This is a genomic window from Bacillus sp. FSL M8-0350 (assembly GCF_038593345.1).
Lineage (GTDB): Bacteria > Bacillota > Bacilli > Bacillales > Bacillaceae > Bacillus > Bacillus safensis.
The window spans coordinates 1,528,073-1,553,902 of the sequence record NZ_CP151985.1; the positions used below are offsets into that span (position 1 = coordinate 1,528,073).

24 protein-coding genes are annotated in these 25,830 nt (G+C 43.7%); 22 read left to right on the top strand and 2 right to left on the bottom strand.

Annotation, left to right across the window (positions count from 1 at the left end):
* Positions 1 to 5: 5 nt before the first annotated feature.
* Positions 6 to 1,715 (bottom strand): NFACT RNA binding domain-containing protein, encoded by a 1,710-nt coding sequence (locus NSS80_RS07800; RefSeq protein ID WP_041117346.1) that lies wholly within the window; start codon positions 1,713 to 1,715, stop codon positions 6 to 8.
* A gap of 164 nt (positions 1,716 to 1,879) precedes the next feature.
* On the opposite strand from NSS80_RS07800, the gene NSS80_RS07805 reads away from it, so the two are divergent.
* The 17 genes from NSS80_RS07805 (at position 1,880) to spoVM (ending at position 19,447) form a co-directional block, all read left to right on the top strand.
* The gene (locus NSS80_RS07805; RefSeq protein ID WP_041117347.1) at positions 1,880 to 4,555 is read left to right on the top strand and encodes a calcium-translocating P-type ATPase, SERCA-type; all 2,676 of its coding nucleotides are present in this window, start codon (positions 1,880 to 1,882) and stop codon (positions 4,553 to 4,555) included.
* A gap of 83 nt (positions 4,556 to 4,638) precedes the next feature.
* The gene (locus NSS80_RS07810; protein ID WP_034281735.1) at positions 4,639 to 5,514 is read left to right on the top strand and encodes a YicC/YloC family endoribonuclease; all 876 of its coding nucleotides are present in this window, start codon (positions 4,639 to 4,641) and stop codon (positions 5,512 to 5,514) included.
* Positions 5,515 to 5,590: 76 nt separating this feature from the next.
* Positions 5,591 to 5,860, top strand: a complete 270-nt coding sequence (gene remA / locus NSS80_RS07815; RefSeq protein ID WP_008344898.1) for an extracellular matrix/biofilm regulator RemA — start codon at positions 5,591 to 5,593, stop codon at positions 5,858 to 5,860.
* A gap of 9 nt (positions 5,861 to 5,869) precedes the next feature.
* On the top strand, positions 5,870 to 6,484 hold the full coding sequence (gene gmk, locus NSS80_RS07820) for a guanylate kinase (protein ID WP_024424214.1): 615 nt from the start codon (positions 5,870 to 5,872) through the stop codon (positions 6,482 to 6,484).
* Between the two features lie 3 nt (positions 6,485 to 6,487).
* Complete coding sequence (gene rpoZ / locus NSS80_RS07825; RefSeq protein WP_003211647.1) at positions 6,488 to 6,691, top strand: DNA-directed RNA polymerase subunit omega; 204 nt, start codon at positions 6,488 to 6,490, stop codon at positions 6,689 to 6,691.
* Positions 6,692 to 6,808: 117 nt separating this feature from the next.
* A complete protein-coding gene (gene coaBC, locus NSS80_RS07830; RefSeq protein ID WP_041117349.1) occupies positions 6,809 to 8,026 on the top strand; it encodes a bifunctional phosphopantothenoylcysteine decarboxylase/phosphopantothenate--cysteine ligase CoaBC in 1,218 nt (405 codons plus the stop codon).
* Positions 8,023 to 10,431 (top strand): primosomal protein N', encoded by a 2,409-nt coding sequence (priA, locus tag NSS80_RS07835; protein ID WP_041117351.1) that lies wholly within the window; start codon positions 8,023 to 8,025, stop codon positions 10,429 to 10,431. Before coaBC ends, priA begins: the two co-directional genes overlap by 4 nt.
* A 15-nt stretch (positions 10,432 to 10,446) precedes the next feature.
* On the top strand, positions 10,447 to 10,929 hold the full coding sequence (gene def, locus NSS80_RS07840) for a peptide deformylase (RefSeq protein ID WP_034281741.1): 483 nt from the start codon (positions 10,447 to 10,449) through the stop codon (positions 10,927 to 10,929).
* Between the two features lie 5 nt (positions 10,930 to 10,934).
* Positions 10,935 to 11,888, top strand: coding sequence for a methionyl-tRNA formyltransferase (fmt, locus tag NSS80_RS07845; protein WP_034281743.1), 954 nt, complete (start codon positions 10,935 to 10,937; stop codon positions 11,886 to 11,888).
* Positions 11,875 to 13,218, top strand: coding sequence for a 16S rRNA (cytosine(967)-C(5))-methyltransferase RsmB (rsmB, locus tag NSS80_RS07850; RefSeq protein WP_041117354.1), 1,344 nt, complete (start codon positions 11,875 to 11,877; stop codon positions 13,216 to 13,218). The genes fmt and rsmB overlap by 14 nt, the downstream gene beginning before the upstream one ends.
* Positions 13,219 to 13,221: 3 nt before the next feature.
* Entirely contained in the window at positions 13,222 to 14,304 is a 1,083-nt protein-coding gene (gene rlmN, locus NSS80_RS07855) for a 23S rRNA (adenine(2503)-C(2))-methyltransferase RlmN (RefSeq protein ID WP_024424208.1), read from the top strand.
* 3 nt (positions 14,305 to 14,307) lie between these two features.
* Positions 14,308 to 15,078, top strand: a complete 771-nt coding sequence (locus NSS80_RS07860; protein ID WP_034281746.1) for a Stp1/IreP family PP2C-type Ser/Thr phosphatase — start codon at positions 14,308 to 14,310, stop codon at positions 15,076 to 15,078.
* Positions 15,072 to 17,027, top strand: a complete 1,956-nt coding sequence (pknB, locus tag NSS80_RS07865; protein ID WP_024426959.1) for a Stk1 family PASTA domain-containing Ser/Thr kinase — start codon at positions 15,072 to 15,074, stop codon at positions 17,025 to 17,027. Before NSS80_RS07860 ends, pknB begins: the two co-directional genes overlap by 7 nt.
* 12 nt (positions 17,028 to 17,039) lie before the next feature.
* Positions 17,040 to 17,936, top strand: coding sequence for a ribosome small subunit-dependent GTPase A (rsgA, locus tag NSS80_RS07870; protein WP_041117357.1), 897 nt, complete (start codon positions 17,040 to 17,042; stop codon positions 17,934 to 17,936).
* 3 nt (positions 17,937 to 17,939) lie between these two features.
* On the top strand, positions 17,940 to 18,590 hold the full coding sequence (gene rpe / locus NSS80_RS07875) for a ribulose-phosphate 3-epimerase (RefSeq protein ID WP_041117359.1): 651 nt from the start codon (positions 17,940 to 17,942) through the stop codon (positions 18,588 to 18,590).
* Positions 18,591 to 18,650: 60 nt separating this feature from the next.
* Positions 18,651 to 19,295, top strand: a complete 645-nt coding sequence (locus tag NSS80_RS07880; RefSeq protein ID WP_041117361.1) for a thiamine diphosphokinase — start codon at positions 18,651 to 18,653, stop codon at positions 19,293 to 19,295.
* A gap of 71 nt (positions 19,296 to 19,366) precedes the next feature.
* Positions 19,367 to 19,447 (top strand): stage V sporulation protein SpoVM, encoded by an 81-nt coding sequence (gene spoVM / locus NSS80_RS07885; RefSeq protein WP_008354550.1) that lies wholly within the window; start codon positions 19,367 to 19,369, stop codon positions 19,445 to 19,447.
* A gap of 72 nt (positions 19,448 to 19,519) precedes the next feature.
* Here the strand turns inward: spoVM and rpmB are convergent, their stop codons facing one another.
* Positions 19,520 to 19,708 carry a 50S ribosomal protein L28 gene (gene rpmB / locus NSS80_RS07890; RefSeq protein WP_003212514.1) on the bottom strand — a complete coding sequence of 63 codons (189 nt, stop codon included), beginning with the start codon at positions 19,706 to 19,708 and terminating at the stop codon, positions 19,520 to 19,522.
* Between the two features lie 271 nt (positions 19,709 to 19,979).
* Between rpmB and NSS80_RS07895 the strand changes: the two genes are divergently transcribed.
* The 5 genes from NSS80_RS07895 to recG all read left to right on the top strand — a co-directional run bounded on the left by NSS80_RS07895 (position 19,980) and on the right by recG (position 25,791).
* Positions 19,980 to 20,342 carry an Asp23/Gls24 family envelope stress response protein gene (locus NSS80_RS07895; protein WP_008344871.1) on the top strand — a complete coding sequence of 121 codons (363 nt, stop codon included), beginning with the start codon at positions 19,980 to 19,982 and terminating at the stop codon, positions 20,340 to 20,342.
* Positions 20,343 to 20,357: 15 nt separating this feature from the next.
* On the top strand, positions 20,358 to 22,031 hold the full coding sequence (locus tag NSS80_RS07900; RefSeq protein ID WP_342498451.1) for a DAK2 domain-containing protein: 1,674 nt from the start codon (positions 20,358 to 20,360) through the stop codon (positions 22,029 to 22,031).
* A 148-nt stretch (positions 22,032 to 22,179) separates the two neighbouring features.
* Positions 22,180 to 22,842, top strand: a complete 663-nt coding sequence (gene sdaAB, locus NSS80_RS07905; RefSeq protein ID WP_024424201.1) for an L-serine ammonia-lyase, iron-sulfur-dependent subunit beta — start codon at positions 22,180 to 22,182, stop codon at positions 22,840 to 22,842.
* 20 nt (positions 22,843 to 22,862) lie between these two features.
* Positions 22,863 to 23,765 (top strand): L-serine ammonia-lyase, iron-sulfur-dependent, subunit alpha, encoded by a 903-nt coding sequence (sdaAA, locus tag NSS80_RS07910; protein WP_024424200.1) that lies wholly within the window; start codon positions 22,863 to 22,865, stop codon positions 23,763 to 23,765.
* Positions 23,743 to 25,791 carry an ATP-dependent DNA helicase RecG gene (gene recG / locus NSS80_RS07915; RefSeq protein ID WP_217008589.1) on the top strand — a complete coding sequence of 683 codons (2,049 nt, stop codon included), beginning with the start codon at positions 23,743 to 23,745 and terminating at the stop codon, positions 25,789 to 25,791. The genes sdaAA and recG overlap by 23 nt, the downstream gene beginning before the upstream one ends.
* Positions 25,792 to 25,830 lie beyond the last annotated feature (39 nt).

Consider the following 25,830-nt stretch of genomic DNA (forward strand, 5'->3'; position numbering starts at 1 on the left):
TTTATTTATTTTCTCAGCTTGAGCACAAGATCTTCGTCAGGCGTGACAAATAATGTTTGCTGCTGATCATACGTAACAAAGCCAGGCTTTGCTCCGTTTGGTTTTTTCACATGCCGGATTTTCGTATAATCGACAGGAACGGAGCCGGACTCTTTTGCCTTCGAGAAGTAGGCGGCAATTTGAGCCGCTTCAAGCAGCGTTTGTTCATCAGGTGCTTGGTGGCGGATGACGACATGTGATCCAGGAATATCCTTTGTATGCAGCCAAATATCATCACGAGCAGCTGCCTTTGTAGTCAAATACTCGTTTTGTTTGTTGTTTTTTCCGACTAAAATTGGTATGCCTTGGGACGATTCATACGTTTCGAGCTGAATGGCCGCCGGTTTTTTCTTTTTGGCGTGGCGCTTTTGTTTGGCGCGCAAATATTTTCCTTCAACAAGCTCTTCTCTCATTTCCTCTAAATCCTTCGGTGAAGCAGAGGACAGCTGCTGAATCAGCTCTTCAAAATAAGCAATTTCTTCATGTGTCCGCTTAATTTGTTCATTTACAGCTTCTACAGCATTTTTTGCCTTTTGATATTTTGTGAAATATGCCTGTGCATTTTCAGAAGGGGTTTTATTTGTTTTGAGCGGGATCGTGATTTCTCCGCCGTCTTCATCGTAATAATTGATGACAGTCGCTTCTTTATCCCCTTTTTTAATCGCATATAAATTGGCTGTTAACAGCTCACCATAGAGCTGATATTTGTGTGCATCTTGGGATTCTTCAAGTGTTCTTTTTAGCTTTTTCAGCTTGTTTTCATTTTTCTTTTTTTCATTGACGACAAATCGTTCAAGGTCTGCCGCCTGCTGTTTGACTCTGTCTCTTTCTGCTTTTCCGAAATAAAAGCGGTCAAGCAGCTGGCTGAGTGAGTCGAATGTCTTCATCTCGCCATGGACATGCTGAAGCTCTAATAAATAGAAATACTCTTTTCCGTCTTTTCTTGTGAGCTGCGGTGTAAAAGAATGCATGCGAATGAGCTGGAACATGTCGAGCAGTGTATTTGGAATCGTTTCTTGATTGGCAAGACCGGCCCGGTGTACAACTTCCTTTGCAAACAGCGGGGAAACCCCAGAGAAGGTATCGACAATTTGATTTGCGATCTTTCCTTCTTGAAAGCGTAAATGCTTCAAAATATCATCCTTTGTCACGTCAAAAGGATTCAATTTTTGCTGCGCAGGCGGCAGAAGGTATTCGTGACCAGGAAGCACCGTTCGATAGCTGTTCACAGATGGAGAAAGGTGTTTCAAACCATCAATGATCTGCTGCGTTCCATCCTCTACAAGAATGAAATTACTATGACGTCCCATGATTTCAATGTAAAGCTTACGCGTCTGCTCATCGCCAATTTCATTTCTGCTTCTTACATGAAGCACGATCACCCGGTCAAATCCAATCTGTTCAAAACGTTCAATGAAGCCGCCCTCAAGATGCTTTCTGAGGAGCATACAAAACATTGGCGGCTCGCTTGGATTGTCGTATTGATGCTCAGTGAGCTGCACTCTCGCATAGCTCGGATGAGCCGATAAAAGGAGCTTATGATTTTTCCCGTTTGCCCGAATATGAAATATCAGCTCGTGCTTATATGGCTGATGGATTTTAGAAATCCTCCCGCCAGTTAATGTCTCTTGCAATTCATTTGTCATACCATATGTAAAAATGCCGTCAAATGACATGTTGGATACACCCTCTTCTTTCACACAAATCTACTGAAAGAACTTCCGTTTTCTCGTTCTTTAGGCAGTCTTATTATTATAGCATGATTTAGGACGAGTCTGAATAAACTGGCTTATAGAACACTGCATATGAGAGAGAACAAAAGAGGAGTGGACGAGGTCAAATGAATTGGCATGAACTGAACCAAACCGATTTATTAAAAACAATGAATACATCGATAGGTGACGGACTGTCAGAAAAAGATGTACAAAAGCGGCTTGAAAAACACGGGCCAAATGAATTGCAGGAAGGAAAAAAGGCGTCGGCTCTGATCATTTTTTTAGCACAGTTTAAAGATTTCATGGTGTTAATCTTGCTTGCAGCAACAATCATTTCTGCCTTTTTAGGAGAATACATTGATGCTGTTGCGATTGTAGCCATTGTTTTGATTAATGGTGTACTCGGTTTTTATCAAGAACGCCGGGCGGAGAAATCCCTTCAAGCGTTAAAAGAATTATCAACTCCGCACGTGTATGCAAGAAGAAATAATGAATGGGTCAAGATCCCGTCTAAACATCTCGTGCCAGGGGATATTGTGAAATTTTCAAGCGGAGACCGGATTGGGGCAGATATTAGATTACTAGAAACAAAGAGCTTAGAAATCGAGGAGTCCGCTCTCACTGGTGAGTCCATCCCAGCGGTCAAACACGCAAGTCCGCTTTCAAGCGGCCATGTCTCTCTCGGAGATTTGACGAACATGGCCTTTATGGGGACGCTTGTCACTAGAGGCAGCGGCGTAGGGGTTGTCATTGGTACAGGAATGAATACGGCGATGGGACAAATTGCCGGCATGCTGGATGCAGCAGGTAATATGGAAACGCCGCTGCAAAGACGTCTCGAGCAGCTTGGGAAAATTCTGATTGTGGCTGCTTTATTTTTAACGGTGCTCGTTGTTGTTCTCGGGGTTGTGCAAGGACATGAACTGTATCATATGTTCCTAGCGGGAGTATCTCTTGCTGTTGCGGCGATTCCAGAAGGCTTGCCGGCGATCGTCACTGTTGCACTTTCCCTAGGGGTGCAGCGGATGATCAAACAAAAATCGATTGTCAGAAAGCTCCCCGCGGTGGAAACACTCGGCTGCGCGTCAATCATTTGCTCAGATAAAACAGGAACGATGACGCAAAATAAAATGACCGTGACCCATGTGTGGGCAGAGGGGAAAACGTGGAATATTTCTGGCACAGGCTACGAGCCATCCGGTGACTTTACCTTGAACGGAGAAATCGTCCATGCTGACAAGCACCCAAGCCTGCAAAAGGTGTTATTATACGGGGCGCTTTGTAATACATCGACCATCGTTGAAAAAGACGGGGAGATGAGGCTTGATGGAGATCCGACAGAGGGGGCGCTTCTCACCGCAGCACGTAAAGCGGGTTTTACAGAGCAATTCATTGAAGCTGGATTTCATGTCATTGAGGAGTTTCCTTTTGATTCAGAAAGAAAGATGATGTCAGTCGTCGTTGAAACGAATCAAAAAGAGCGGTATGTCATTGCAAAAGGTGCGCCGGATGTACTAATGAACCGTTCAAGTCATATCATGCACGGCGGGCGCACAGCTTCTTTTTCAGCCACTCACAGGCAAGAAACAGAAGCTGCAATTCAAGGCTTAGCAAGACAGGCGCTTAGAACCATTGCCATTGCCTATAAAAAAGTCGGTCTGACAGACAAAATCACCTCTGTACAGCAGGCTGAAACCGATTTAACATTGATCGGGTTAGAGGGCATGATCGATCCACCGCGCCCTGAAGTCAGACGAGCGATTAAAGAGTGCCGGGATGCCGGGATTAAAACGGTCATGATTACAGGCGACCACGTAGAAACGGCCAAAGCGATCGCCAAAGACTTAAGCCTTTTACCGAAGCAAGGACTGGTGCTTGACGGGAAGGCACTTGATCAGATGAGCGACAAAGAGCTTGAGCAAACGGCTGAAAATGTATACGTCTTTGCCCGGGTTTCCCCTGAGCATAAACTAAGAATTGTCAAAGCCTATCAAAAAAATGGTCATGTTGTGGCGATGACAGGTGACGGGGTCAATGATGCGCCTGCCATTAAACAAGCAGATATCGGCATCTCCATGGGCATCACTGGAACAGACGTAGCCAAAGAAGCGTCTTCTCTTATTTTACTTGACGACAACTTTGCGACCATAAAATCCGCCATTAAAGAAGGCCGGAATATTTATGAAAACATTCGTAAGTTTGTCCGTTATTTGCTGGCATCAAATGTCGGAGAAATTTTGGTCATGCTGTTTGCGATGCTCCTCGCGCTGCCGCTGCCGCTCGTTCCTATACAAATCTTATGGGTAAACCTTGTCACAGATGGTCTGCCGGCTATGGCACTTGGCATGGATAAGCCAGAAGGCGATGTCATGAAGAGAAAGCCGCGGAATGTGAAAGAGGGCATTTTTGCTAGAGGGCTTGGCTGGAAGGTCATCTCAAGAGGATTCCTCATCGGGCTTGCGACCCTTTTGGCATTTATATTTGTGTATCACCGCGATCCAAACAACCTGCAATATGCACAGACTGTCGCATTTAGTACGCTTGTTTTGGCGCAGCTCATTCATGTATTTGACTGCCGCAGTGAACGGTCCATTTTTGAACGTAATCCATTTGGGAACCTTTATTTGATCGGTGCGGTTTTGTCATCACTTTTACTCATGTTTGTGGTCATTTATTACCCGCCGCTTCAGCCGATTTTCAAAACGGTGGCGGTTGCACCAATTGATTGGCTGCTGATCATTGGGATGTCTGCACTGCCAACTTTTTTACTGGCAGGATCACTTTTGACAAGAAAAAAATAATTGATTATGGTATAATTTTGAGGTAATAGTGTCTGCTATTACCTTTTTCATTTTATTAATATGAAAGAATCGGGTGTTTTGACATGATACGCAGTATGACGGGATTCGGCCAAGCGAGTAAAACGGATGGAGAACTGACAGTGTCAGTTGAGCTAAAATCGGTCAATCACCGTTTTAAAGAGGTTCATGCCCGTTTGCCGAGGCCGCTTTTATATTTCGAAGATACATTAAAAAAAATCATTCTTCGTCACGTGCAGCGCGGTAGAATTGAGCTGTTTGTCACGATTGAAGGCGGTAAACTAGCAAGCCGGTCCTTACAGATCGACTGGCCGCTGCTTGATGAATACATGAAAGCCGCAAAAGACCTCGAAGAACGCTATCACATTTCAGGCATTCAGCATGCACATGACTTATTGGGGCTGGAGCTTGCCGTTCAGGTGGAAGAGTCAGCCAGCCGAAATGAACAGTTAGAGCAGCTGCTGATGGAAGCTTGCGAGGCTGCTGTCAAGGAGCTTTGCTTCATGAGAGAGCAAGAGGGCGCATCACTTCAAAAAGACTGTGAACTGAGGCTTTCTGAATTAGAGGCCTATACAGAAGAAATCAAAGTCTTTGCACCAGAGGTTGTGAGTCAGTACAAAGAACGATTGAATCAGCGATTGCAAGAATGGATCGGAGAGGCGCTTGACGAGAGCAGACTAACGACAGAGGCTGCCATTTTTGCTGACCGGTGTGACATTACAGAAGAGATTACGAGACTGAAAAGTCATTTTCAGCAGTTCCAGCAAATCTTGCTGCAAGGCGGTGCTGCCGGCCGAAAACTTGACTTCCTTGTACAGGAGCTCAACCGTGAAGTGAACACCATTGGATCAAAAGCGAACCATCACCATTTAACAAAGCTGGTGGTTGAAATGAAAAGTGCTATTGAAAAAATAAAAGAACAAGTGCAAAATATAGAATAGTCATTGTGTATGCTGTTTACAGTGCGTCTCTTTCGGCGAGACTAGAGACGTTTATATTACAGGGGGACGAAAGAAGATGACCATAAAGTTGATCAATATCGGATTTGGAAACATCATTTCAGCGAATCGGATGATTTCGATCGTCAGTCCGGAATCAGCACCGATTAAACGAATGATACAAGACGCAAGAGATCGAGGCATGCTCATAGATGCTACATACGGAAGAAGAACCCGTGCTGTTGTCATTATGGACAGTGACCATGTCATCTTATCTGCCGTTCAGCCTGAGACTGTCGCGCAAAGACTTTCTGTAAAAGAAGAAATCATAGATGAAGGGCAGGGGTAATACGCCATTATGAAAGAAAGAGGACTTTTAATCGTTCTCTCTGGACCTTCGGGAGTTGGAAAAGGAACGGTCAGACAAGCCATTTTCTCCCAGGAAGATACGAAATTTGAATACTCTATTTCTGTGACGACACGCAAACCGCGTGAAGGTGAAAGAAATGGTGTCGATTATTTCTTTAAAACCAGGGAAGAATTTGAACATATGATTGAAAACAAAAAGCTGTTAGAATGGGCAGAGTACGTCGGGAATTACTACGGCACGCCTGTTGACTATGTAGAACAGACATTAAGCGAAGGAAAAGATGTTTTCCTTGAAATTGAAGTGCAAGGTGCACTTCAAGTAAGAGAAGCATTCCCGGAAGGTCTTTTTATTTTCCTTGCACCGCCTAGTCTTTCAGAACTTCAAAACCGTATCATTACTCGCGGTACAGAATCTGAGGAGCTCATTCGAAACCGAATGGCTGCTGCGAAAGAAGAAATTGAAATGATGGATGCTTACGACTATGTCGTTGAAAACGATGATGTCGAGCTTGCTTGTGAAAGAATCAAAGCGATCGTCCTTGCAGAACACCTGCGCAGAGACAGAGTCGCACCAAGATATAAAAAAATGCTGGGGGTAGAATAAACCATGTTAGATCCTTCAATTGACTCATTGATGAACAAACTTGATTCAAAATATACACTTGTAACAGTGTCGGCACGCCGTGCACGTGAAATGCAGATCCATCAAGATCAGCAGATTGAAAACACAAAGTCTTACAAATTCGTAGGCAAAGCACTAGAAGAAATTGACGCTGGTCTTTTGACATTTGAAAAAGAGGATCAAGAATAACACATCGCTTCTGCAATGCAGATACGATACGTTCAAAAAAGTCAAAACTATGATTGGTTTTGACTTTTTTGAATTGTAGACGAATTTGTGAAAAAGGCCGTTAAGGGGGACAAACAAATGTTACAGTCAAAAAATATATTGCTCGGTGTCAGCGGAGGAATCGCCGTATATAAAGCAGCAGCACTTACTAGTAAACTCGTACAAGCAGGCGCAAATGTAAGAGTGATTATGACGGAATCTGCTCGTGAGTTTGTGTCTCCGCTTACCTTCCAAGCACTGTCTCGGCATGAGGTATATGTAGATACATTCAAAGAAAACAATCCAAAAGTCATTGCACATATTGACGTAGCTGACTGGGCCGATCTCATTCTTGTTGCCCCTGCAACAGCACATACGATTGGTAAAATGGCCGCTGGACTTGCAGATGATATGCTCACAACGACTTTGCTTGCTTCTACAGCGCCTGTATGGGTCGCACCAGCGATGAATGTGCATATGTATGATCACCCGGCTGTGAAACGGAACATTCGCACATTATATGAAGACGGCTACCGGTTTATTGAGCCGAGTGAAGGTTATTTAGCCTGCGGGTACATTGGAAAAGGGCGATTAGAAGAGCCTGAAAAAATTGTGGAACACATCCGGGCCTTTTTTGAAGAGCCAAAAAGCTTACCGCTCTCAGGTAAAAAAGTTGTGGTGACAGCAGGTCCTACACGTGAAGTGATCGATCCTGTCCGGTTCTTTACAAACCGTTCTAGTGGAAAAATGGGCTATGCGATTGCAGAGGCTGCTCAGCAAATGGGTGCAGATGTTACGCTGATTTCTGGACCTGTTTCTTTAACTGAACCTGACCATGTACATGTAGTGCACGTTGAATCAGCTGAAGAGATGTATCATGCTGCGCTAGATGTATACGGGGAAGCTGATCTTGTCATTAAATCAGCAGCTGTCGCCGATTACACCCCTGTCACGACATATGCTCATAAAATGAAAAAACATGCCGGCGCTCTGGACATTGAATTCACCCGGACAAAAGATATTTTAAAAGAACTGGGGAAAAGAAAAGAGCATCAAGTGCTGGTCGGATTTGCAGCTGAAACGCAGGATGTAGAATATTATGCGAAAAAGAAAATTGAATCCAAGCATCTAGATATGATTGTGGCCAATAACGTCACTAAAGAAGGTGCAGGCTTTGGCACAGATACCAATGTGGCAGCAATCATCAAAGCAGATGGAACGAAAAAAGAGCTGCCAATGATGAGCAAAAAAGACCTCGCTTTTGAAATTTTAAAGGAGGCAATAATGCTGCTTCCAAAAGAGCGTGATCGCGAATGATTGCTGAAGTCATCGTAGATGTCACAACGAAAGCCATTGACCGGCCATTTGATTACCGTGTACCAGATCGATTCAAAGATCTCGTCAAAGCGGGAATGAGGGTGGTCGTTCCCTTTGGCCCGCGGAAGATTCAAGGGTTTGTGACAAAAGTCAAAGAGGAAACAGACATCAAGACAGGAAGCATTAAAGAGATAGTCGATTTATTTGATTTATCACCTGTTCTGACAGATGAGCTACTGGAGCTTTCTCACTGGCTGACGGAAAAAACATTGTCCTATCATATTACGGCACTTCAATCGATGCTGCCCGCAGCCATGAAGGCAAAGTATGAAAAAGAAATACAGGTGTTATCAGAGGAAGAACTTCCGCAGTCATTGAAAGAGCTTTTCGGTCAGCGAGAGAGCATTCTTTATGCTGACATCCCGTCTGAACAATTAAAACAGATTCAAAAGCATGTCCAAAAAGGTCATCTAGAGGTGAGATACCATGTCTCGCAAAAATCTGGAAAGAAAAAGGTCCGCATGCTCCAGCTGGCTGTATCGAAAGAAAAACTTGAAGAAAAGCAGCAGCAGCTAAAGAAAAATGCGGTAAAACAAAAGGCACTGATCTCCTACTTGCTTCAAGCGGGAGAGGCAGCCTTTTTAGCGAAAGACTTGCAGCAGCAAACAGGCGCGAGTTCTCAAACGCTTAAAACCTTTATTCAAGAAGGGTTGTTAACAGAAAGCTATGAAGAGGTCTACCGGGATCCTTATCGTGACCGGGAGTTTACACCATCTGCATCACTTGATCTCACGCCTGAGCAAAGAGAGGCGGCAAAACATATTCATCAAGCAGTCAGTGAGAATCAGCACGAAACCTTTTTACTGCACGGAGTGACAGGAAGCGGCAAAACGGAGATTTACTTGCAGACAATTGATCATGTTCTTCAAAAAGGCAAAGAAGCGATCGTTTTAGTTCCTGAGATTTCGTTAACCCCTCAAATGGTGCAGCGATTTAAAGAACGATTTGGCTCAAATGTGGCTGTTCTTCACAGCGGCTTATCGACAGGAGAAAAATATGATGAATGGCGGAAGATTCATCGCAAGGAAGTCAAGCTTGTCGTTGGCGCAAGATCTGCTGTTTTCGCTCCATTTGAAAATTTAGGCATGATTATTATAGATGAAGAGCATGAATCCTCTTATAAACAAGAAGAAATGCCTCGTTACCATGCCAAGGATGTCGCCATTGAACGAGCAGTGCGGCATCAATGTCCAGTCGTATTAGGCAGTGCAACACCTTCACTTGAAACCTATGCACGTGCAAAAAAAGGCGTCTATACATTGCTGCCGCTCAAGCACCGCGTCAACCAGCAGCAGATGCCGCACGTTTCGTTAATTGATATGAGAGAAGAACTAAGAAATGGCAACCGCTCCATGTTCTCAGAAGAATTAATGATCAGGTTAAAGGAAGTGCTTGAAAGAAAAGAACAAGCCGTTTTATTTCTGAACAAAAGAGGCTATTCATCCTTTGTGATGTGCCGTGATTGCGGATATGTGGAGCAATGTCCTCATTGCGAAATTTCTCTCACCTATCACAGATATCAAAAACGGCTGAAGTGCCATTATTGTGGTCACGAAGCTCCAGTACCTTCTGAATGTCCAGAATGCCACAGTGAGCATATTCGCTATTTTGGAACTGGCACGCAGCGAGTAGAAGAAGAACTGACAAAGGTATTGCCTGAGGCGCGTGTGATCCGAATGGATGTGGATACAACGTCTCGTAAAGGTGCTCACGAAAAGCTTCTTACGTCTTTTGGCAATAAAGAAGCGGACATTTTGCTCGGGACGCAGATGATTGCAAAGGGGCTGGATTTCCCAGATGTCACACTTGTTGGTGTTCTCAGTGCGGATACATCCCTTCACATCCCTGATTTTCGTTCAAGTGAAAAAACATTTCAGCTTCTCACACAGGTCAGCGGCAGAGCAGGGCGCCATGAAAAAGCGGGCTCGGTTATTATTCAATCGTATACGCCTTCTCACTATAGTATTGAATTAACGAAGCAGCATGACTATGAAGCCTTTTATGAACATGAGATGCTGCATCGCCGCCACCAGTCCTATCCGCCTTATTACTTTTTGGCGATGGTGACAGTGTCACACGAAGAAGTGACGAAGGCAGCACATGTCACTGATCAAATTGTCCAGTTCCTAAAAATGAACTGTGCACCGAATACTCGAATTCTTGGTCCGGCCGCATCGCCAATCGCTAAGATCAAAGATAGATATCGGTATCAATGCGTGATAAAATACAAAAGGGAAAATGAACTGGCAAGTTTACTACGGAAAATACAAGACCATTATCAAAAGGAAATGGAACAAAAACAATTGATGATTTCAATAGATATGAATCCATATATGATGATGTAAAACGGAGGGCTGTAAGTGGCAGTAAAACCAATAGTCATACATCCGGCAGAAGTGCTTGAACAAAAGACAGAGCGCGTCGGTACGTTCGATAAAAAGCTTAAAAAACTGCTGGATGATATGTATGATACAATGCTTGAGCTGGATGGAGTTGGACTAGCAGCACCACAAATCGGTATTTCAAAAAGAATCGCTGTTGTAGATATCGGAGAAGAATCTGGCAGAATTGACTTAGTGAACCCCGAGGTGCTTGAAGTAGAAGGAAGCCAGACAGATATTGAAGGCTGCCTGAGCTTTCCATCTTTATACGGCACTGTAGAGAGACCGAACTATGTGAAGGTAAAAGCCTTTGATAAGAAAGGCAAACCATTTACAATAGAAGCAGACGGATTTTTAGCAAGAGCTTTATTGCACGAAATTGATCATTTAGACGGCATTTTATTTACGTCAAAAATCATTGAAACTTATACAGAAAAAGAACTTGCGGAAATGGAAGGGTGAAGAAAATGGCACGTATCGTATTTATGGGAACCCCTGATTTCTCAGTACCTGTGCTGCAAACACTGATAACAGAAGGATACGAAGTGGTAGGGGTTGTCACGCAGCCAGACCGCCCAAAAGGAAGAAAACGAGTGCTCACACCGCCTCCTGTAAAAGTGGAAGCCTTAAAGCACGGCATTCCTGTGTTGCAGCCTGAAAAGGTGCGCCTTGATGAAGAAATTGATAAGGTGCTTGCCTTACAGCCGGATTTAATCGTCACAGCGGCATTTGGACAAATTTTACCAAAGCGATTACTCGATGAACCTAAGTTTGGCTGTATCAATGTTCATGCCTCGCTGCTGCCAGAACTAAGAGGCGGCGCGCCGATCCATTATGCGATCCTTCAAGGCAAAAAGAAAACAGGCGTTACCATCATGTACATGGTGGAAAGACTTGATGCAGGTGACATGATCAGTAAAGTAGAAGTAGAAATCGATGAATTAGACAATGTCGGAACATTGCATGACAAATTAAGTGTTGCAGGTGCCGCGCTGCTAAAAGATACGGTGCCAAATGTTCTGAGCGGGTCTATTTCTCCGATTCCGCAAAATGAAGAAGCGGCCACATATGCACCAAATATTAAGCGGGAGCAAGAAAGATTAGACTGGACAAAAACCGGCGAAGAGCTTTACAACCAAGTTCGCGGGCTAAATCCTTGGCCAGTTGCCTATACTGAATGGAACGGCGCTCATCTAAAAGTATGGGAAGCGAAAAAGGTTCCGCTTCAAGCGCAAGAAGAACCCGGGAAAGTGATTGAGCTTCAAAAAGAAGGTCCGGTCATTGGAACTGGGAATGAGCAAGGCCTTTTATTAACAGGTGTGCAGCCAGCTGGTAAGAAAAAAATGAGCGGCGAAGACTTCTTAAGAGGCGCAAATATCGAAATTGGACAGAAATTAGGGTTAATGAATGAAGAAAAGTAATGTGAGAGAAGTAGCGCTGGACGCTTTAATCAAACTCGAACAAAACCAGGCTTACAGTAATTTGCTGTTGCAGTCAGTCATGAAAGATAAAGACTTAGCTGATCAGGACAAACCGCTGTTAACAGAGCTTGTATATGGTACACTGCAAAATAAGCTGGCATTAGATTATATGCTGACGCCCTTTGTGAAAAAACCGCAAAAGGTCGCTCCATGGGTGATGCAGCTTTTGCGGATGTCTCTTTATCAAATGGTGTACCTTGAAAAAATACCAGATCGTGCAGCCATTCATGAAGCTGTCGAGCTAACGAAAAAGCGCGGACACAAAGGCATTTCTTCACTTGTGAACGGTGTTCTTCGTTCCGTGCAAAGAGAAGGCGTTCCGTTATTTGATGCGATCAAAGATCCCGTAAAGCGGCTGTCCATTGAGACAAGCCACCCATTATGGCTTGTGCAGGAGTGGGTTCAGGCGTACGGGTTTGAAGCGGCAGAAAGCATGTGCCGCATTCATTTAGTCCCGCCAAAGCAAACCCTTCGTGTCAATCGAATGAAAATTGACCGCACGGCACTGCAGCAAAAACTAATGGATGCAGGTATTGAAACGGAGCTTGGCGACTTATCTGAAGATGCACTTAAGCTCATGAAAGGGTCCATCGTCTCAACCCCTTCTTTTCAAGAAGGCTATGTGACGATACAAGATGAAAGCTCCATGCTTGTCGCAAGAGCGCTCGACCCTCAGCCAGGAGAAACGGTGCTTGACGCCTGTGCGGCTCCTGGCGGAAAATCAACACATATTGCAGAACGTATGAACGATGAGGGCAAAATTGTTTCTCTTGATTTACATGAACATAAAGTGAAACTCATCAAACAAGCAGCAAAACGTCTGAACCTTACTCACATTGAGGCAAAAGCACTTGATGCAAGGAAAGCGGCAGACTATTACAGCGAAGCTTCGTTTGACCGTATTCTCATTGATGCACCGTGTTCCGGTTTTGGCGTCATTAGACGAAAACCAGATATGAAATATACAAAGTCACAAGAAGACTCAGCAAGGCTTGCAGCTATCCAGCAGGCCATTTTAAAGGAAACGGCCCCGCTTTTAAAACCGGGCGGAACCCTTGTATACAGTACGTGTACAATGGACCCAACAGAAAATCAACAAGTGATTCATGCGTTTTTACAAGAACACCAAGACTTCGAACCCGATCTATCTCTTAATGAACGGCTGCCTGAGCAGGTTGCTCCGTTTGTTCAAAACGGAAGTGTACAAATTCTTCCTCATTATTTCGGAACAGATGGTTTCTTTATTTGCAGCATGAGAAAGAAGGGATAAAAAATGACAGAACAAAAAGTAAGAAAAGAACTGAAGACAGAAATGCCGTCGATCTACTCATTTGAGCTTCACGAAATGAAAGAATGGTTAAAAGAACAAGGCGAAAAGCCTTTCCGCGCAGCCCAAATTTTCGAGTGGCTTTATGAGAAACGTGTGACATCCTTTGACGATATGTCTAACCTTTCAAAGGATTTAAGAGAAAAATTAAAAAATCAATTTGCGATCACCACATTAAAAACCGTGATCAAACAAACGTCTCAAGACGGAACGATCAAGTTTTTATTTGAATTACATGATGGCTATACGATTGAAACAGTGCTGATGCGCCACGAATACGGCAACTCTGTCTGTGTCACAACTCAGGTTGGCTGCCGAATTGGCTGTACATTCTGTGCATCTACACTTGGCGGGTTAAAACGAAATCTTGAAGCAGGAGAAATCGTTGCTCAAGTATTGAAAGTGCAGCAGGCACTTGACGAAACAGATGAGAGAGTCAGCTCGGTTGTCATCATGGGAATTGGCGAACCGTTTGATAACTTTGACGAAATGCTTGCTTTCCTTAAAATCATCAACCATGACAACGGCTTAAATATTGGCGCGCGTCACATTACAGTGTCGACAAGCGGAATCATTCCAAAGATCTATCAATTCGCTGATGAGCAAATGCAAATCAATTTTGCTGTCTCTCTGCATGCACCGAACACAGAGATCAGAAGCCGTCTGATGCCGATCAATAAGGCATATAAGCTGCCAAAATTAATGGAAGCCATTGAATACTACATTCAAAAAACGGGTAGACGTGTCAGCTTTGAATACGGCCTGTTTGGCGGAGTAAATGATCAAGTTCATCATGCAGAAGAGCTTGCAGACTTATTAAAAGGAATCAAGTGCCACGTGAACCTCATTCCGGTGAACTATGTACCGGAAAGGGATTATGTAAGAACACCGAGAGAACAAATCTTCCTATTTGAAAAAACGCTGAAAGAACGCGGCGTAAACGTAACGATTAGACGAGAGCAAGGCCATGATATTGATGCTGCTTGCGGTCAGCTAAGAGCGAAGGAGCGTCAGGAAGAGACGAGGTGACGAATGTTGATAAGGGCAGCCTTTCAAACCGATACAGGAAAAGTCCGTCAGCATAATGAAGATGATGCAGGTATTTTTGAAGCAAAAGAAGACACCCTTCTAGCTGTTGTAGCAGATGGAATGGGAGGTCATCTTGCTGGTGATGTCGCCAGCAGGATGGCCGTCTCTTCTTTAAAAGAATACTGGGAAGAAACATCTTCAATCCCAGCAAAACCAGCAGAGCAAGAAAGCTGGTTAATCTCAAAAATTAGTGACATTAATGATCAAGTATATGAACATGCGAAAAACAATGAGGAGTGCCAAGGAATGGGGACGACCATTGTTTGTGCGCTCGTTCATTTGCAAACGGTCACAATTGCCCATATTGGAGACAGCCGCTGCTACTTGCTAAGAGAAGGAGCACTGACCCAGCTTACGGATGACCATTCACTTGTAAATGAGCTTGTGAAAACAGGTGAAATTTCTAAAGAGGATGCAGAATATCATCCAAGAAAAAACGTGCTCACAAAAGCATTAGGGACAGATAAACACGTTCAAATTGATGCACATACTTTTGAAGTGGACCCAGGAGATCAAATCCTGCTTTGCTCAGATGGTTTATCCAATAAAGTAGAAGAAGAGAATTTGATTCATATTTTAACGCAAACGACCGCACCAGATGAAAAAGTAACAGCATTAATCCAAACAGCGAATGACAACGGCGGTGAAGATAACATTACAGCAGTATTGTTAGAAATCTCCTCCCAGCCAGAGGAGGGTGACAGCAAGTGTTGATCGGAAAACGGATCAGCGGCCGTTATCAGATTCTTCGCGTCATAGGCGGAGGCGGAATGGCAAACGTTTATTTGGCGGAGGACATGATTTTAGATCGCGAAGTTGCGATTAAAATTTTGCGCTTTGACTTTGCAAGCGATGATGATTTTATTAGACGTTTCCGGCGCGAGGCGCAATCAGCCGCAAGCTTAGATCATTCAAATATTGTCAGCATCTACGATGTAGGGGAAGAAGATGACATTTATTATATTGTCATGGAATATGTCGAGGGGATGACGCTGAAAGAATACATACACGCCAATGGCCCGCTTCATCCGAAAGAAGCCGTTCGCATTATGGAGCAAGTCGTTGCGGCGATGGAAGAAGCCCATGCAAAGCAGCTCGTCCACCGGGACATTAAGCCTCACAATATATTAATAGACAACATGGGAAATATTAAAGTCACTGATTTTGGGATTGCCATTGCACTCAGCTCAGCGACCATCACCCACACAAATTCGGTCCTAGGATCCGTGCACTATTTGTCTCCAGAACAAGCACGCGGAGGTCTTGCGACGAAAAAGTCAGACATCTATTCACTTGGAATTGTGCTCTATGAACTCATTTCTGGACGCATGCCATTTGAAGGGGAATCAGCTGTCAGTGTTGCGCTGAAGCATTTGCAATCAGAGCCGCCATCTGTCAGAAGGTGGAATCCTTCTGTTCCACAAAGCGTGGAAAACATCATTTTAAAGGCAATGGCCAAAGATCCATTTTATCGATATGAAGATGCATCTGAAATGCAAAAAGATCTGCAAACTGCTTTCGACCCTTCAAGACTAAAAGAAAAACGCTTTGTCATTGAAGAGGATCATGAAGCAACGAAAGCGATCCCAATCATTCAAGATCATCAAGTCGATCAAGACAATGAAAAAACAGCTGTCCATCCGGTGCAAAAACCGAAGAAAAAAGAGAAACAAAAGCCGAAAAAGAAACGAAAAAAATGGCCTTGGGTTGTGGCATCCATCCTGTTTATTCTAACTGCTGCGACCATTTTAGCTATCACTGTGTTTCCCGGACTGCTCTTTCCAAAAGATGTTGAGGTCTCTGATGTATCTGGCATGACGATTGAAAAAGCAGAGGACACCTTGAAGAAAGCCGGCTTTACCGTCGCCTCTGAACCAATTGAGATCGCTGATGAAAAAATTGAAAAAGGGCTTGTCGTCAAAACAGACCCGAAAATCGGCACAAAGGTAAAAGAAGGAACCGAGATTCAGCTTTACCAAAGTACTGGCAAAGAAAAGACCGAATTACCTGATGTAACAGGTGAAAAGGTTGATAAAGCAAAAGAATTATTAGAGAAAAAAGGGTTTAAGCAAGTTGTTGTGGAGGAAGTAAATGATAATGACACCGAATCTGGGATTGTCATGGAACAGAAACCTTCAGCGAGTACTGAGCTTGTGGCAGCAGATGAAGAAGTGACGTTGACGGTCAGCATAGGTCCTGCCGATATTACATTGCGGGATTTAACGACATATAGTAAACAGGCTGCATCGAATTATTTAGAGGATAACGGATTAAAGCTTGATGAAAAAGAAGCGTATTCTGATGATGTGCCAAAAGGTGAGGTAATGAAGCAGGAACCAGGAGCTGGTACTGCTGTGAAACCAGGTGATACGGTTAAAATCACCTTCTCACTCGGACCGAAGAAAAAACCGGCTAAAACGGTGACTGAGAAGATTGCCATCCCGTATGAACCAGTCACTGAAGGGCAAGAAATGACCGTTCAGATTTCCATTGACGATGCTGAGCATAGCATTTCTGATTCATATGAAACCTTTAACATCACTGCACCAACTGAACGGACCATTAAATTTAAGATTGAACCAGGTCAAAAAGGATACTATCAAGTGACAGTTGATGATAAGGTCGTAAGCTCTAAAACGATCGAATACCCTGACGATGAATAAAGGAGGGACTTTATGCCTGAGGGCAAAATTATTAAAGCATTAAGCGGATTTTATTATGTGCTCGATGAGTCTCTAGAAAGTGGAAAAGTGATTCAGTGCAGAGCGAGAGGTATTTTTCGGAAAAACAAAATCACACCTCTTGTTGGAGATTATGTTGTATATCAAGCGGACAACGATAAAGAAGGCTACTTATTAGAAGTAAAAGAGCGGACAAACGAACTTGTTCGTCCGCCTATTAGTAACGTCGATCAAGCGGTGCTCGTTTTCTCTGCGACAGAACCAACCTTTAGCACATCGCTTTTAGACAGATTTCTAGTGCTGGTGGAAGCAAATGATATTAAGCCGATTATCTGTATCACAAAAATGGACTTATTGAAAACAGATGAAGAGCTTGAAAGTATTCAAGGCTATGCAGAGGACTACCGGCAAATTGGATATGATGTTCATGTAACATCCACGATCGAGGGAGACGGAATTGAAAAGCTGACCTCGCATTTTCACAATAAAATCACTGTATTTGCCGGTCAGTCTGGTGTAGGTAAGTCCTCTCTTTTAAATGCGATGAGTCCTGATTTGGCGCTGAAAACCAATGATATTTCCTCTCATCTTGGAAGGGGGAAGCATACGACAAGACATGTCGAACTCATTCGTACAGCAGAAGGGCTCATTGCAGATACACCTGGCTTTAGCTCGCTCGAATTTACCGGCATCGAAGCGGAAGATTTAGGCCTTTACTTTTTAGAAATTAAAGAGCGGAGTGCAGATTGTAAGTTTAGAGGCTGTCTGCACGTGAAAGAGCCTGGCTGTGCGGTAAAAGGCGCGGTCGAACAAGAGCAAATCAGAGCGTATCGCTATCAGCATTATTTAGAGTTTTTAACTGAAATCAAAGACAGAAAGCCGAGGTACTAACTCATGGTTTATATTGCCCCTTCCATTTTATCAGCAGATTTCGCCAATTTGGAGAAAGATATCCGTGATGTGGAACAAGGCGGAGCGGATTACATTCATATCGACGTGATGGACGGCCATTTTGTACCGAATATTACATTTGGACCGAATGTTGTGGAAGCGATCAGACCGCATACAAAGCTGCCGCTCGATGTTCACTTAATGATTGAGCAGCCAGACCGGTATATTCCTGCATTCGCAAAAGCAGGTGCTGACATTATTTCTGTCCATGTAGAAGCTTGTCCGCACTTGCACAGAACGATACAGCACATAAAAGAACAAGGCGTAAAAGCAGGCATCGTCTTGAACCCGCACACACCTGTTTCTCAGATTGAGCATGTATTAGAGGATGTAGACCTTATCTTATTCATGACGGTGAATCCTGGTTTTGGCGGACAGGCGTTTATTCCATCTGTCCTCACGAAGGTAAAAGAAGTGAAGTCCCTTAGCGAACAAAAGGGCTTATCAGACTTACTCATAGAAATAGACGGCGGTGTCAATGTAGAGACTGCAAAGAGCTGTAAAGAGGCGGGCGCTAACTTACTTGTGGCCGGCTCAGCGATATACGGTAAAAACAACCGTGCAGCAGCCATTCAGGCCATTCGAGAAGCGTAAAAAAAGGAACCAAAGTCACTCTGATCTTTGGTTCTTTTTACATGGAGAGGAGCGTATATCATGCACATACATATCGTAGCCGGCGGTCCTTTTGATTACATCCCGCCCCTTGAACATGAAGCATCACAGGACGATATTCTCTGGGTCGGTGTAGACCGGGGGACGCTCTTTTTACTAGAGCACGGCATCATGCCTGCCAAGGCTTTTGGTGATTTTGACAGTGTGACAGAAGAAGAGCTTTGCGAGCTGAAAAAGAAATTGCCTGCCTTGAATGTATTTCAGGCTGAAAAAGATGAAACCGATTTAGAGCTTGCGTTGAACTGGGCCATGCGCCAGCACCCTGCGCATATTCACATTTACGGCATTACAGGAGGAAGGGCTGATCACTTTCTAGGAAATATTCACCTTCTATATCAAGGCATTCAGCACAAGCAGAACGTCACTCTTGTAGATAAGCAAAATATCATTCAAATGTTTGGTCCTGGTACATACGAAATAAAAGAAGACCCTGATAAAAAATATGTGTCGTTTCTGCCCTTTGGTACATCGGTTGAAAAGCTGACATTAAAAGGTTTCAAATATCCTCTGAAAAATTGTCATATTGAGCCTGGTTCCACACTATGTATTAGTAACGAACTCATCCACTCAAATGGTACTTTTTCTTTTCATGAAGGCATATTAATAATGGTAAGAAGCAAAGATTGACCAACCTATCAATGTGGATGGCTGATTAAGCTCAATTGTGCTGCAAGCGGTACTTTTAGGAGGGGGACAAAATGAAATTTTATACAATCAAACTGCCTAGATTTCTTGGCGGCATTGTCCGTGCGATGCTTGGTTCATTTAAAAAAGATTAATGAGTAATCTCCTTTATTTCCACATAAAAACGCCTGCTACAGTTTATTGTAGCAGGCGTTTACTCTTCTTGCTTATACACGCTCAACTTTACCAGATTTCAAAGCTCGAGCTGATACATATACTCTTTTAGGCTTACCGTCCACTAGAATACGAACTTTTTGAAGGTTCGCGCCCCATGTACGTTTTGTAGAGTTCATTGCGTGAGAACGGTTGTTCCCAGCTTTTGTTTTTCTGCCTGTAATAACGCATTTACGTGCCATTTGTTTCCCTCCTAACTGCGAAAACATCATCATATTCTTCATATACGTACTTAGAGATGCCTCAAGATACTTTAATAATTTACCACAGCTTCAAGGGGTTTGCAAGGATTGTTTACTCCTCTTTCAAGAAAAATACCTTGACATCTTGATAAAAAATCAAGGCTATAGTATAAGTAGGATTGGGTCGGATTGAATGATTTCTTTTAAAAAGAAGGGTCTTATAGTAAAATAGTGATAACTCAGGGCAATTTCTCAAAAAGGGGGAACCAATGTGTCCATTGAACTTAGAACGAAATACGGACAAATTGATATATCAAATGAAGTCATTGCAATGGTGGCAGGAGGCGCTGCGATCGATTGCTATGGTATTGTTGGCATGGCGTCCAAAAACCAAATCAAGGACGGCTTGACGGATATTCTCCGCAAAGAGAACTTCAGCCGGGGTGTTCTTGTGCGTCAGAAAGAAGACCGCATTCATATTGATATGTACATCATCGTCAGCTACGGTACAAAAATATCAGAAGTCGCACATAATGTTCAAACGAAAGTCAAATATACGATTCATCATACAATTGGACTTTCTGTTGACTCGGTCAACATTTATGTACAAGGAGTAAAAGTTACGAACCCGTAGTAAGGAGGAAATATATTGTCTATTAGAAATCTTGATGGCCGCTCATTTGCAAAAATGATTCTTGCAGGTGCTCACCATCTTTCTCAAAACGCACAAATTGTGGATGCGTTAAATGTTTTTCCAGTGCCAGACGGAGACACGGGGACAAATATGAATTTGTCGATGACTTCAGGGGCAAAAGCAGTTGAAGAAACAAACACCGATCATATTGGGAAGGTCGGCGTGGCCCTGTCAAAAGGGTTATTGATGGGCGCAAGAGGAAACTCTGGCGTGATCCTGTCACAGCTCTTTAGAGGTTTCAGTAAACATATTGAACAAAAAGAAACAATTGATGCAAAAGAATTTGCTCTTGCCTTACAGGCGGGTGTTGATACAGCATATAAAGCCGTGATGAAACCGATTGAAGGAACGATCTTAACAGTTGCAAAGGATGCAGCAAAGAAAGCGGTTGCTGTTTCAGCAGCAGAGGATCAAATTGACCGCGTTCTAGAGTTAACGATTGAGGAAGCAAGAGCATCACTTGATCGAACGCCAGATCTGCTTCCTGTCTTAAAAGAAGTGGGTGTTGTCGATAGTGGAGGTAAAGGACTTCTATGCGTATATGAAGGTTTCCTTGCTTCATTAAGAGGTGAAGAGCTTCCTCCTAAATCGGCTTCTTTACCTACGCTAAAAGAACTCGTTAGTGCAGAGCATCATAAAAGTGCACAAAGCCATATGAACACAGAAGATATCGAATTTGGCTACTGTACTGAATTTATGGTGAAATTTGAAGAAGACAAACAGTCCTTTGATGAGAATGCCTTCAGAGAAGACTTAAGTGAATTCGGAGATTCACTTCTTGTGGTGTCTGACGATACACTGGCGAAAGTTCATATTCATGCCGAGCAGCCAGGAGATGTTTTATCATATGCACAGCGCTACGGCAGCTTGATTAATATGAAAATTGAAAACATGAGAGAGCAGCATAGCTCAATCGTGAACGAAGAAAGAGAACATGTGCCTACTGCACCAAAAGCACCTGCTGCTGAAAAACAGCGCTTTGGTGTGGTCAGTGTCGCAATGGGAGAAGGAATTGCTGACTTGTTCAAAAGCATCGGAGCTTCCGTCGTCATTGAAGGCGGGCAGACGATGAATCCGAGCACAGAAGACATTGTCACAGCAATAGAAAGCGTACATGCCGAAACCGTCTTTATCTTACCTAATAATTCTAATATTGTCATGGCAGCTAAACAGGCGGCAACTGTCTCAAACCGTGAGGTCGTTGTCATTCCGACGAAGACCGTTCCTCAAGGAATGTCGGCACTTCTTTCTCTCAATGAAACAGCTTCAAATGAAGACAATGAAAGAGCGATGCTAGAAGCGATTGACCATGTGAAAAGCGGGCAAATTACCTTTGCAGTAAGAGATACTCAAATTGATGGAATCGACATTGCGAAAGGTGACTATATGGGTCTGTTCAACGGGAAAATCACGTTAACAGCGAAAAATCAATTAGATGCAGCAAAAGAACTTCTAACCAAAATGGTGACAGAAGATGATGAGATTGTCACCATCATTAAAGGAGAAGATGCATCATCTGATGAGCTGGATGCACTGCAAGCCTTTATTGAAGAAACATTTGAAGATGTAGAAGTTGAAGTCCACGATGGAAAACAGCCGCTTTATTCATATATTTTAGCGGTTGAATAACGAAAGAAGGGCAAATAAAGCCCTTCTTCTTCTTTTGCAATTTTTTACTAGCCATTCAACGGTGAAATGAGTTGCGGGAAACGAATGAATCCATTAGTCTAAAGAAAGAACCAAACCATACGCGAGTGGTGATGAGAGGGGAAGACCTATGAAATTTAGAAGTGTGTTTGATATTATTGGACCTGTCATGATTGGGCCATCAAGTTCGCACACAGCGGGTGCGGCTCGTATAGGGAGAGTAGCCCGCAGCTTATTTGGAAGAGAACCGAAACGAATTGTCGTTTCATTTTATGGTTCTTTTAAAGATACGTATAAAGGACACGGTACAGATGTCGCCATTATCGGCGGTGTTCTTGACTTTGATACATTTGATGAACGAATCAAAACAGCGATTGATATTGCAAAAAGCAAAGAGATTGACATTGAATTTAAAGAAGAAGAGGCGGTGCCGGCGCATCCGAATACAGCAAAAGTAGAGATTTCAGATGCGAACGGAAGCCTTGAACTAATCGGGATTTCCATCGGCGGAGGTAAAATTGAAATCACAGAATTAAATGGCTTTGAGCTCAGGCTCTCAGGGAATCATCCTGCTATTCTTGTGGTTCATAACGATCGCTACGGGACGATTGCGGCAGTTGCCAATGTCTTAGCGAAATTCGCCATCAACATCGGTCATATGGAAGTGGCGCGTAAAGATGTCGGGCAAGAGGCACTGATGACGATTGAAGTAGATCAAAATATTGACCCAGCTGTCCTATCAGAGCTAGAAACGCTGCCAAACATTATTCAAGTTACACAAATTGCAGAGTAACAACAAGGAGGTTATGAATGATGTTTAAAAACGTCAAAGAACTCGTGCAGCTAACAGAAGAACGGAATACCTCCATTTCAGAAATTATGATTGTGCAAGAAATGGAAGTGACAGGGAAGTCACGTGAGGAAATTTTCTCCCAGATGTACCGCAACCTAGAAGTGATGGAGCAGGCCGTTGAAAATGGGCTGAAGGGTGTGAAATCATTATCAGGCTTAACAGGCGGAGATGCAGTCAAACTTCAAGCCTATATCGCATCAGGCAAAACACTGTCTGGTCATACGATATTAGATGCTGTCAGTAAAGCAGTTGCAACAAATGAAGTCAATGCTGCAATGGGAACCATTTGTGCCACGCCTACAGCAGGCTCAGCAGGTGTTGTACCAGGTACGTTATTTGCAGTAAAAGAAACATTAAAGCCAACAAAGGAACAAATGGTCAGATTCCTATTTACTTCTGGCGCATTTGGTTTTGTTGTGGCGAATAACGCCAGCATTTCCGGTGCAGCAGGCGGCTGTCAGGCAGAGGTAGGTTCTGCATCAGGGATGGCGGCAGCAGCTATTGTCGAGATGGCAGGCGGGACACCGCAGCAATCTGCAGAAGCGATGGCGATTACACTGAAAAATATGCTTGGACTTGTTTGTGATCCTGTAGCGGGACTTGTCGAGGTACCGTGCGTGAAACGAAATGCAATGGGTGCATCTAACGCCATGATTGCAGCAGACATGGCTCTTGCCGGCATCACAAGCCGCATTCCATGTGATGAAGTCATTGATGCGATGTACAAAATCGGTCAAACGATGCCAACGGCTCTTCGCGAAACAGCCCAAGGCGGTCTCGCAGCGACACCGACAGCAAGAGAGCTTGAAAAGAAGATTTTCGGAGGTGTGACCTCATCTCGTGATACAGAAACTGCAAGATAATGTCTCTGTCCTGAAGGGGATTGGAGAGGAAACCGAAAAAACACTCAATGAACTTGGAATCTACACAGTAGCCGATTTACTCGGCTACTTTCCTTATCGATATGACGACTATGAGCTTCGTAACTTAGAAGAAGTAAGGCATGACGAACGTGTCACAGTTGAAGGAAAAGTACATAGTGAGCCCGTTCTCACCTATTATGGCAAAAAACGAAGCAGGCTGACATTCAGGCTGCTTGTCGGGCGTTTTCTCATTACGGCGATTTGTTTCAATCGCCCGTATTTAAAACGAAGCCTTGTGTTAGGTGATACAGTTTCCGTCACAGGAAAATGGGATAAAAACCGTCAATCTATCATGGTGCAGGAATTTAAAAAAGGGACGCACGAGCAAGATGGCAGTATAGAGCCCGTTTATTCAGTAAAAGAAAATGTGACCGTGAAAATGATGAGGCGCTTTGTAAAGCAAGCCTTGTCACTTTATGCAGACAAAGCTGAAGATCCATTGCCAAAGCAGCTTGTTTCTGCCTATAAACTCATGTCCTATCAGGAAGCATTAAAAACCATTCATCTCCCAGAAACAAGAGACTCGCTCAAGCAAGCAAGACGCCGTTTTGTGTACGAGGAATTTCTCATCTTTCAGCTGAAGATGCAGGCGATTAGAAAGAAAGAACGAGAGAGAACATCAGGCATCCAGCATCCGTTTTCCAAAGAGGCAGTTTTTGAGTTTGTTGACAGCCTGCCATTTCCGCTGACGAAGGCACAATCAAGAGTGCTTGATGAAATCATGTCGGACATGGCGTCTCCATATCGAATGAACCGGCTGCTCCAAGGAGATGTAGGTTCAGGGAAAACAGCTGTTGCGGCCATTGCGCTTTATGCCGCTCATTTATCAGGTTTTCAAGGTGCATTAATGGTCCCAACAGAAATTTTGGCAGAACAGCATGCCGATTCACTTTACCAGCTGTTTGAAAAATGGGGGCTGAATATTGCCCTTTTGACAAGCTCTGTGAAAGGAAAGCGACGCAGAGAATTGCTTGAACGTTTAAAAGAAGGCGAGATTGACATATTAGTCGGCACGCACGCACTCATTCAAGACGAAGTCGAATTTCAACAGCTCGGTCTTGTCATCACAGATGAGCAGCACCGGTTTGGCGTAGAGCAGCGGAAAAAACTAAGAAGCAAGGGGCAGGACCCGGATGTCTTGTTTATGACGGCCACACCTATTCCGCGAACACTTGCGATCACTGTCTTTGGAGAAATGGACGTCTCCGTCATTGATGAATTGCCAGCTGGCAGAAAACAAATCGAAACGTATTGGGTGAAGCATGACATGCTTGAGAGAATTCTTGCTTTTGTTGATAAAGAGCTGAGAAAAGGCAGACAGGCATATATTATTTGTCCGCTCATTGAAGAATCAGACAAGCTTGATGTCCAAAATGCGCTTGATGTCCATAGCATGCTCACTGAGGCATACCGCGGCAAGTGGTCGATTGGCTTAATGCATGGGAAGCTGGCGAGTGATGAAAAAGATCAGGTCATGAGAGCCTTTACCGCAAATGATGTACAAATTCTCGTTTCAACCACAGTCGTTGAAGTCGGGGTCAACGTACCGAATGCAACCATCATGGTCATTTATGATGCAGACCGCTTCGGACTGTCTCAGCTTCATCAGCTAAGAGGCCGGGTCGGACGAGGAGAGCATCAATCATTTTGTATTTTAATGGCTGATCCGAAGTCAGAAACGGGGAAAGAGCGGATGCGGATTATGTCCGAAACAACCGATGGCTTTGAATTGTCTGAAAAGGACTTAGAACTAAGAGGACCTGGCGACTTCTTCGGTAAAAAACAAAGCGGAATGCCAGAATTTAAGGTAGCAGATATGGTTCACGACTATAGAGCGCTGGAAACGGCTAGAAAAGATGCAGCAGACCTTGTCCAATCGGACGCCTTTTGGACTGATCCCGAATACAAAGAACTCCGGCAAACGCTGATAGACAGCGGTGTGCTGGGAGGAGATAAATTAAGCTGATCAAATGCTGGAGGAATTTTCTTGTCTTTTTGAAACAAG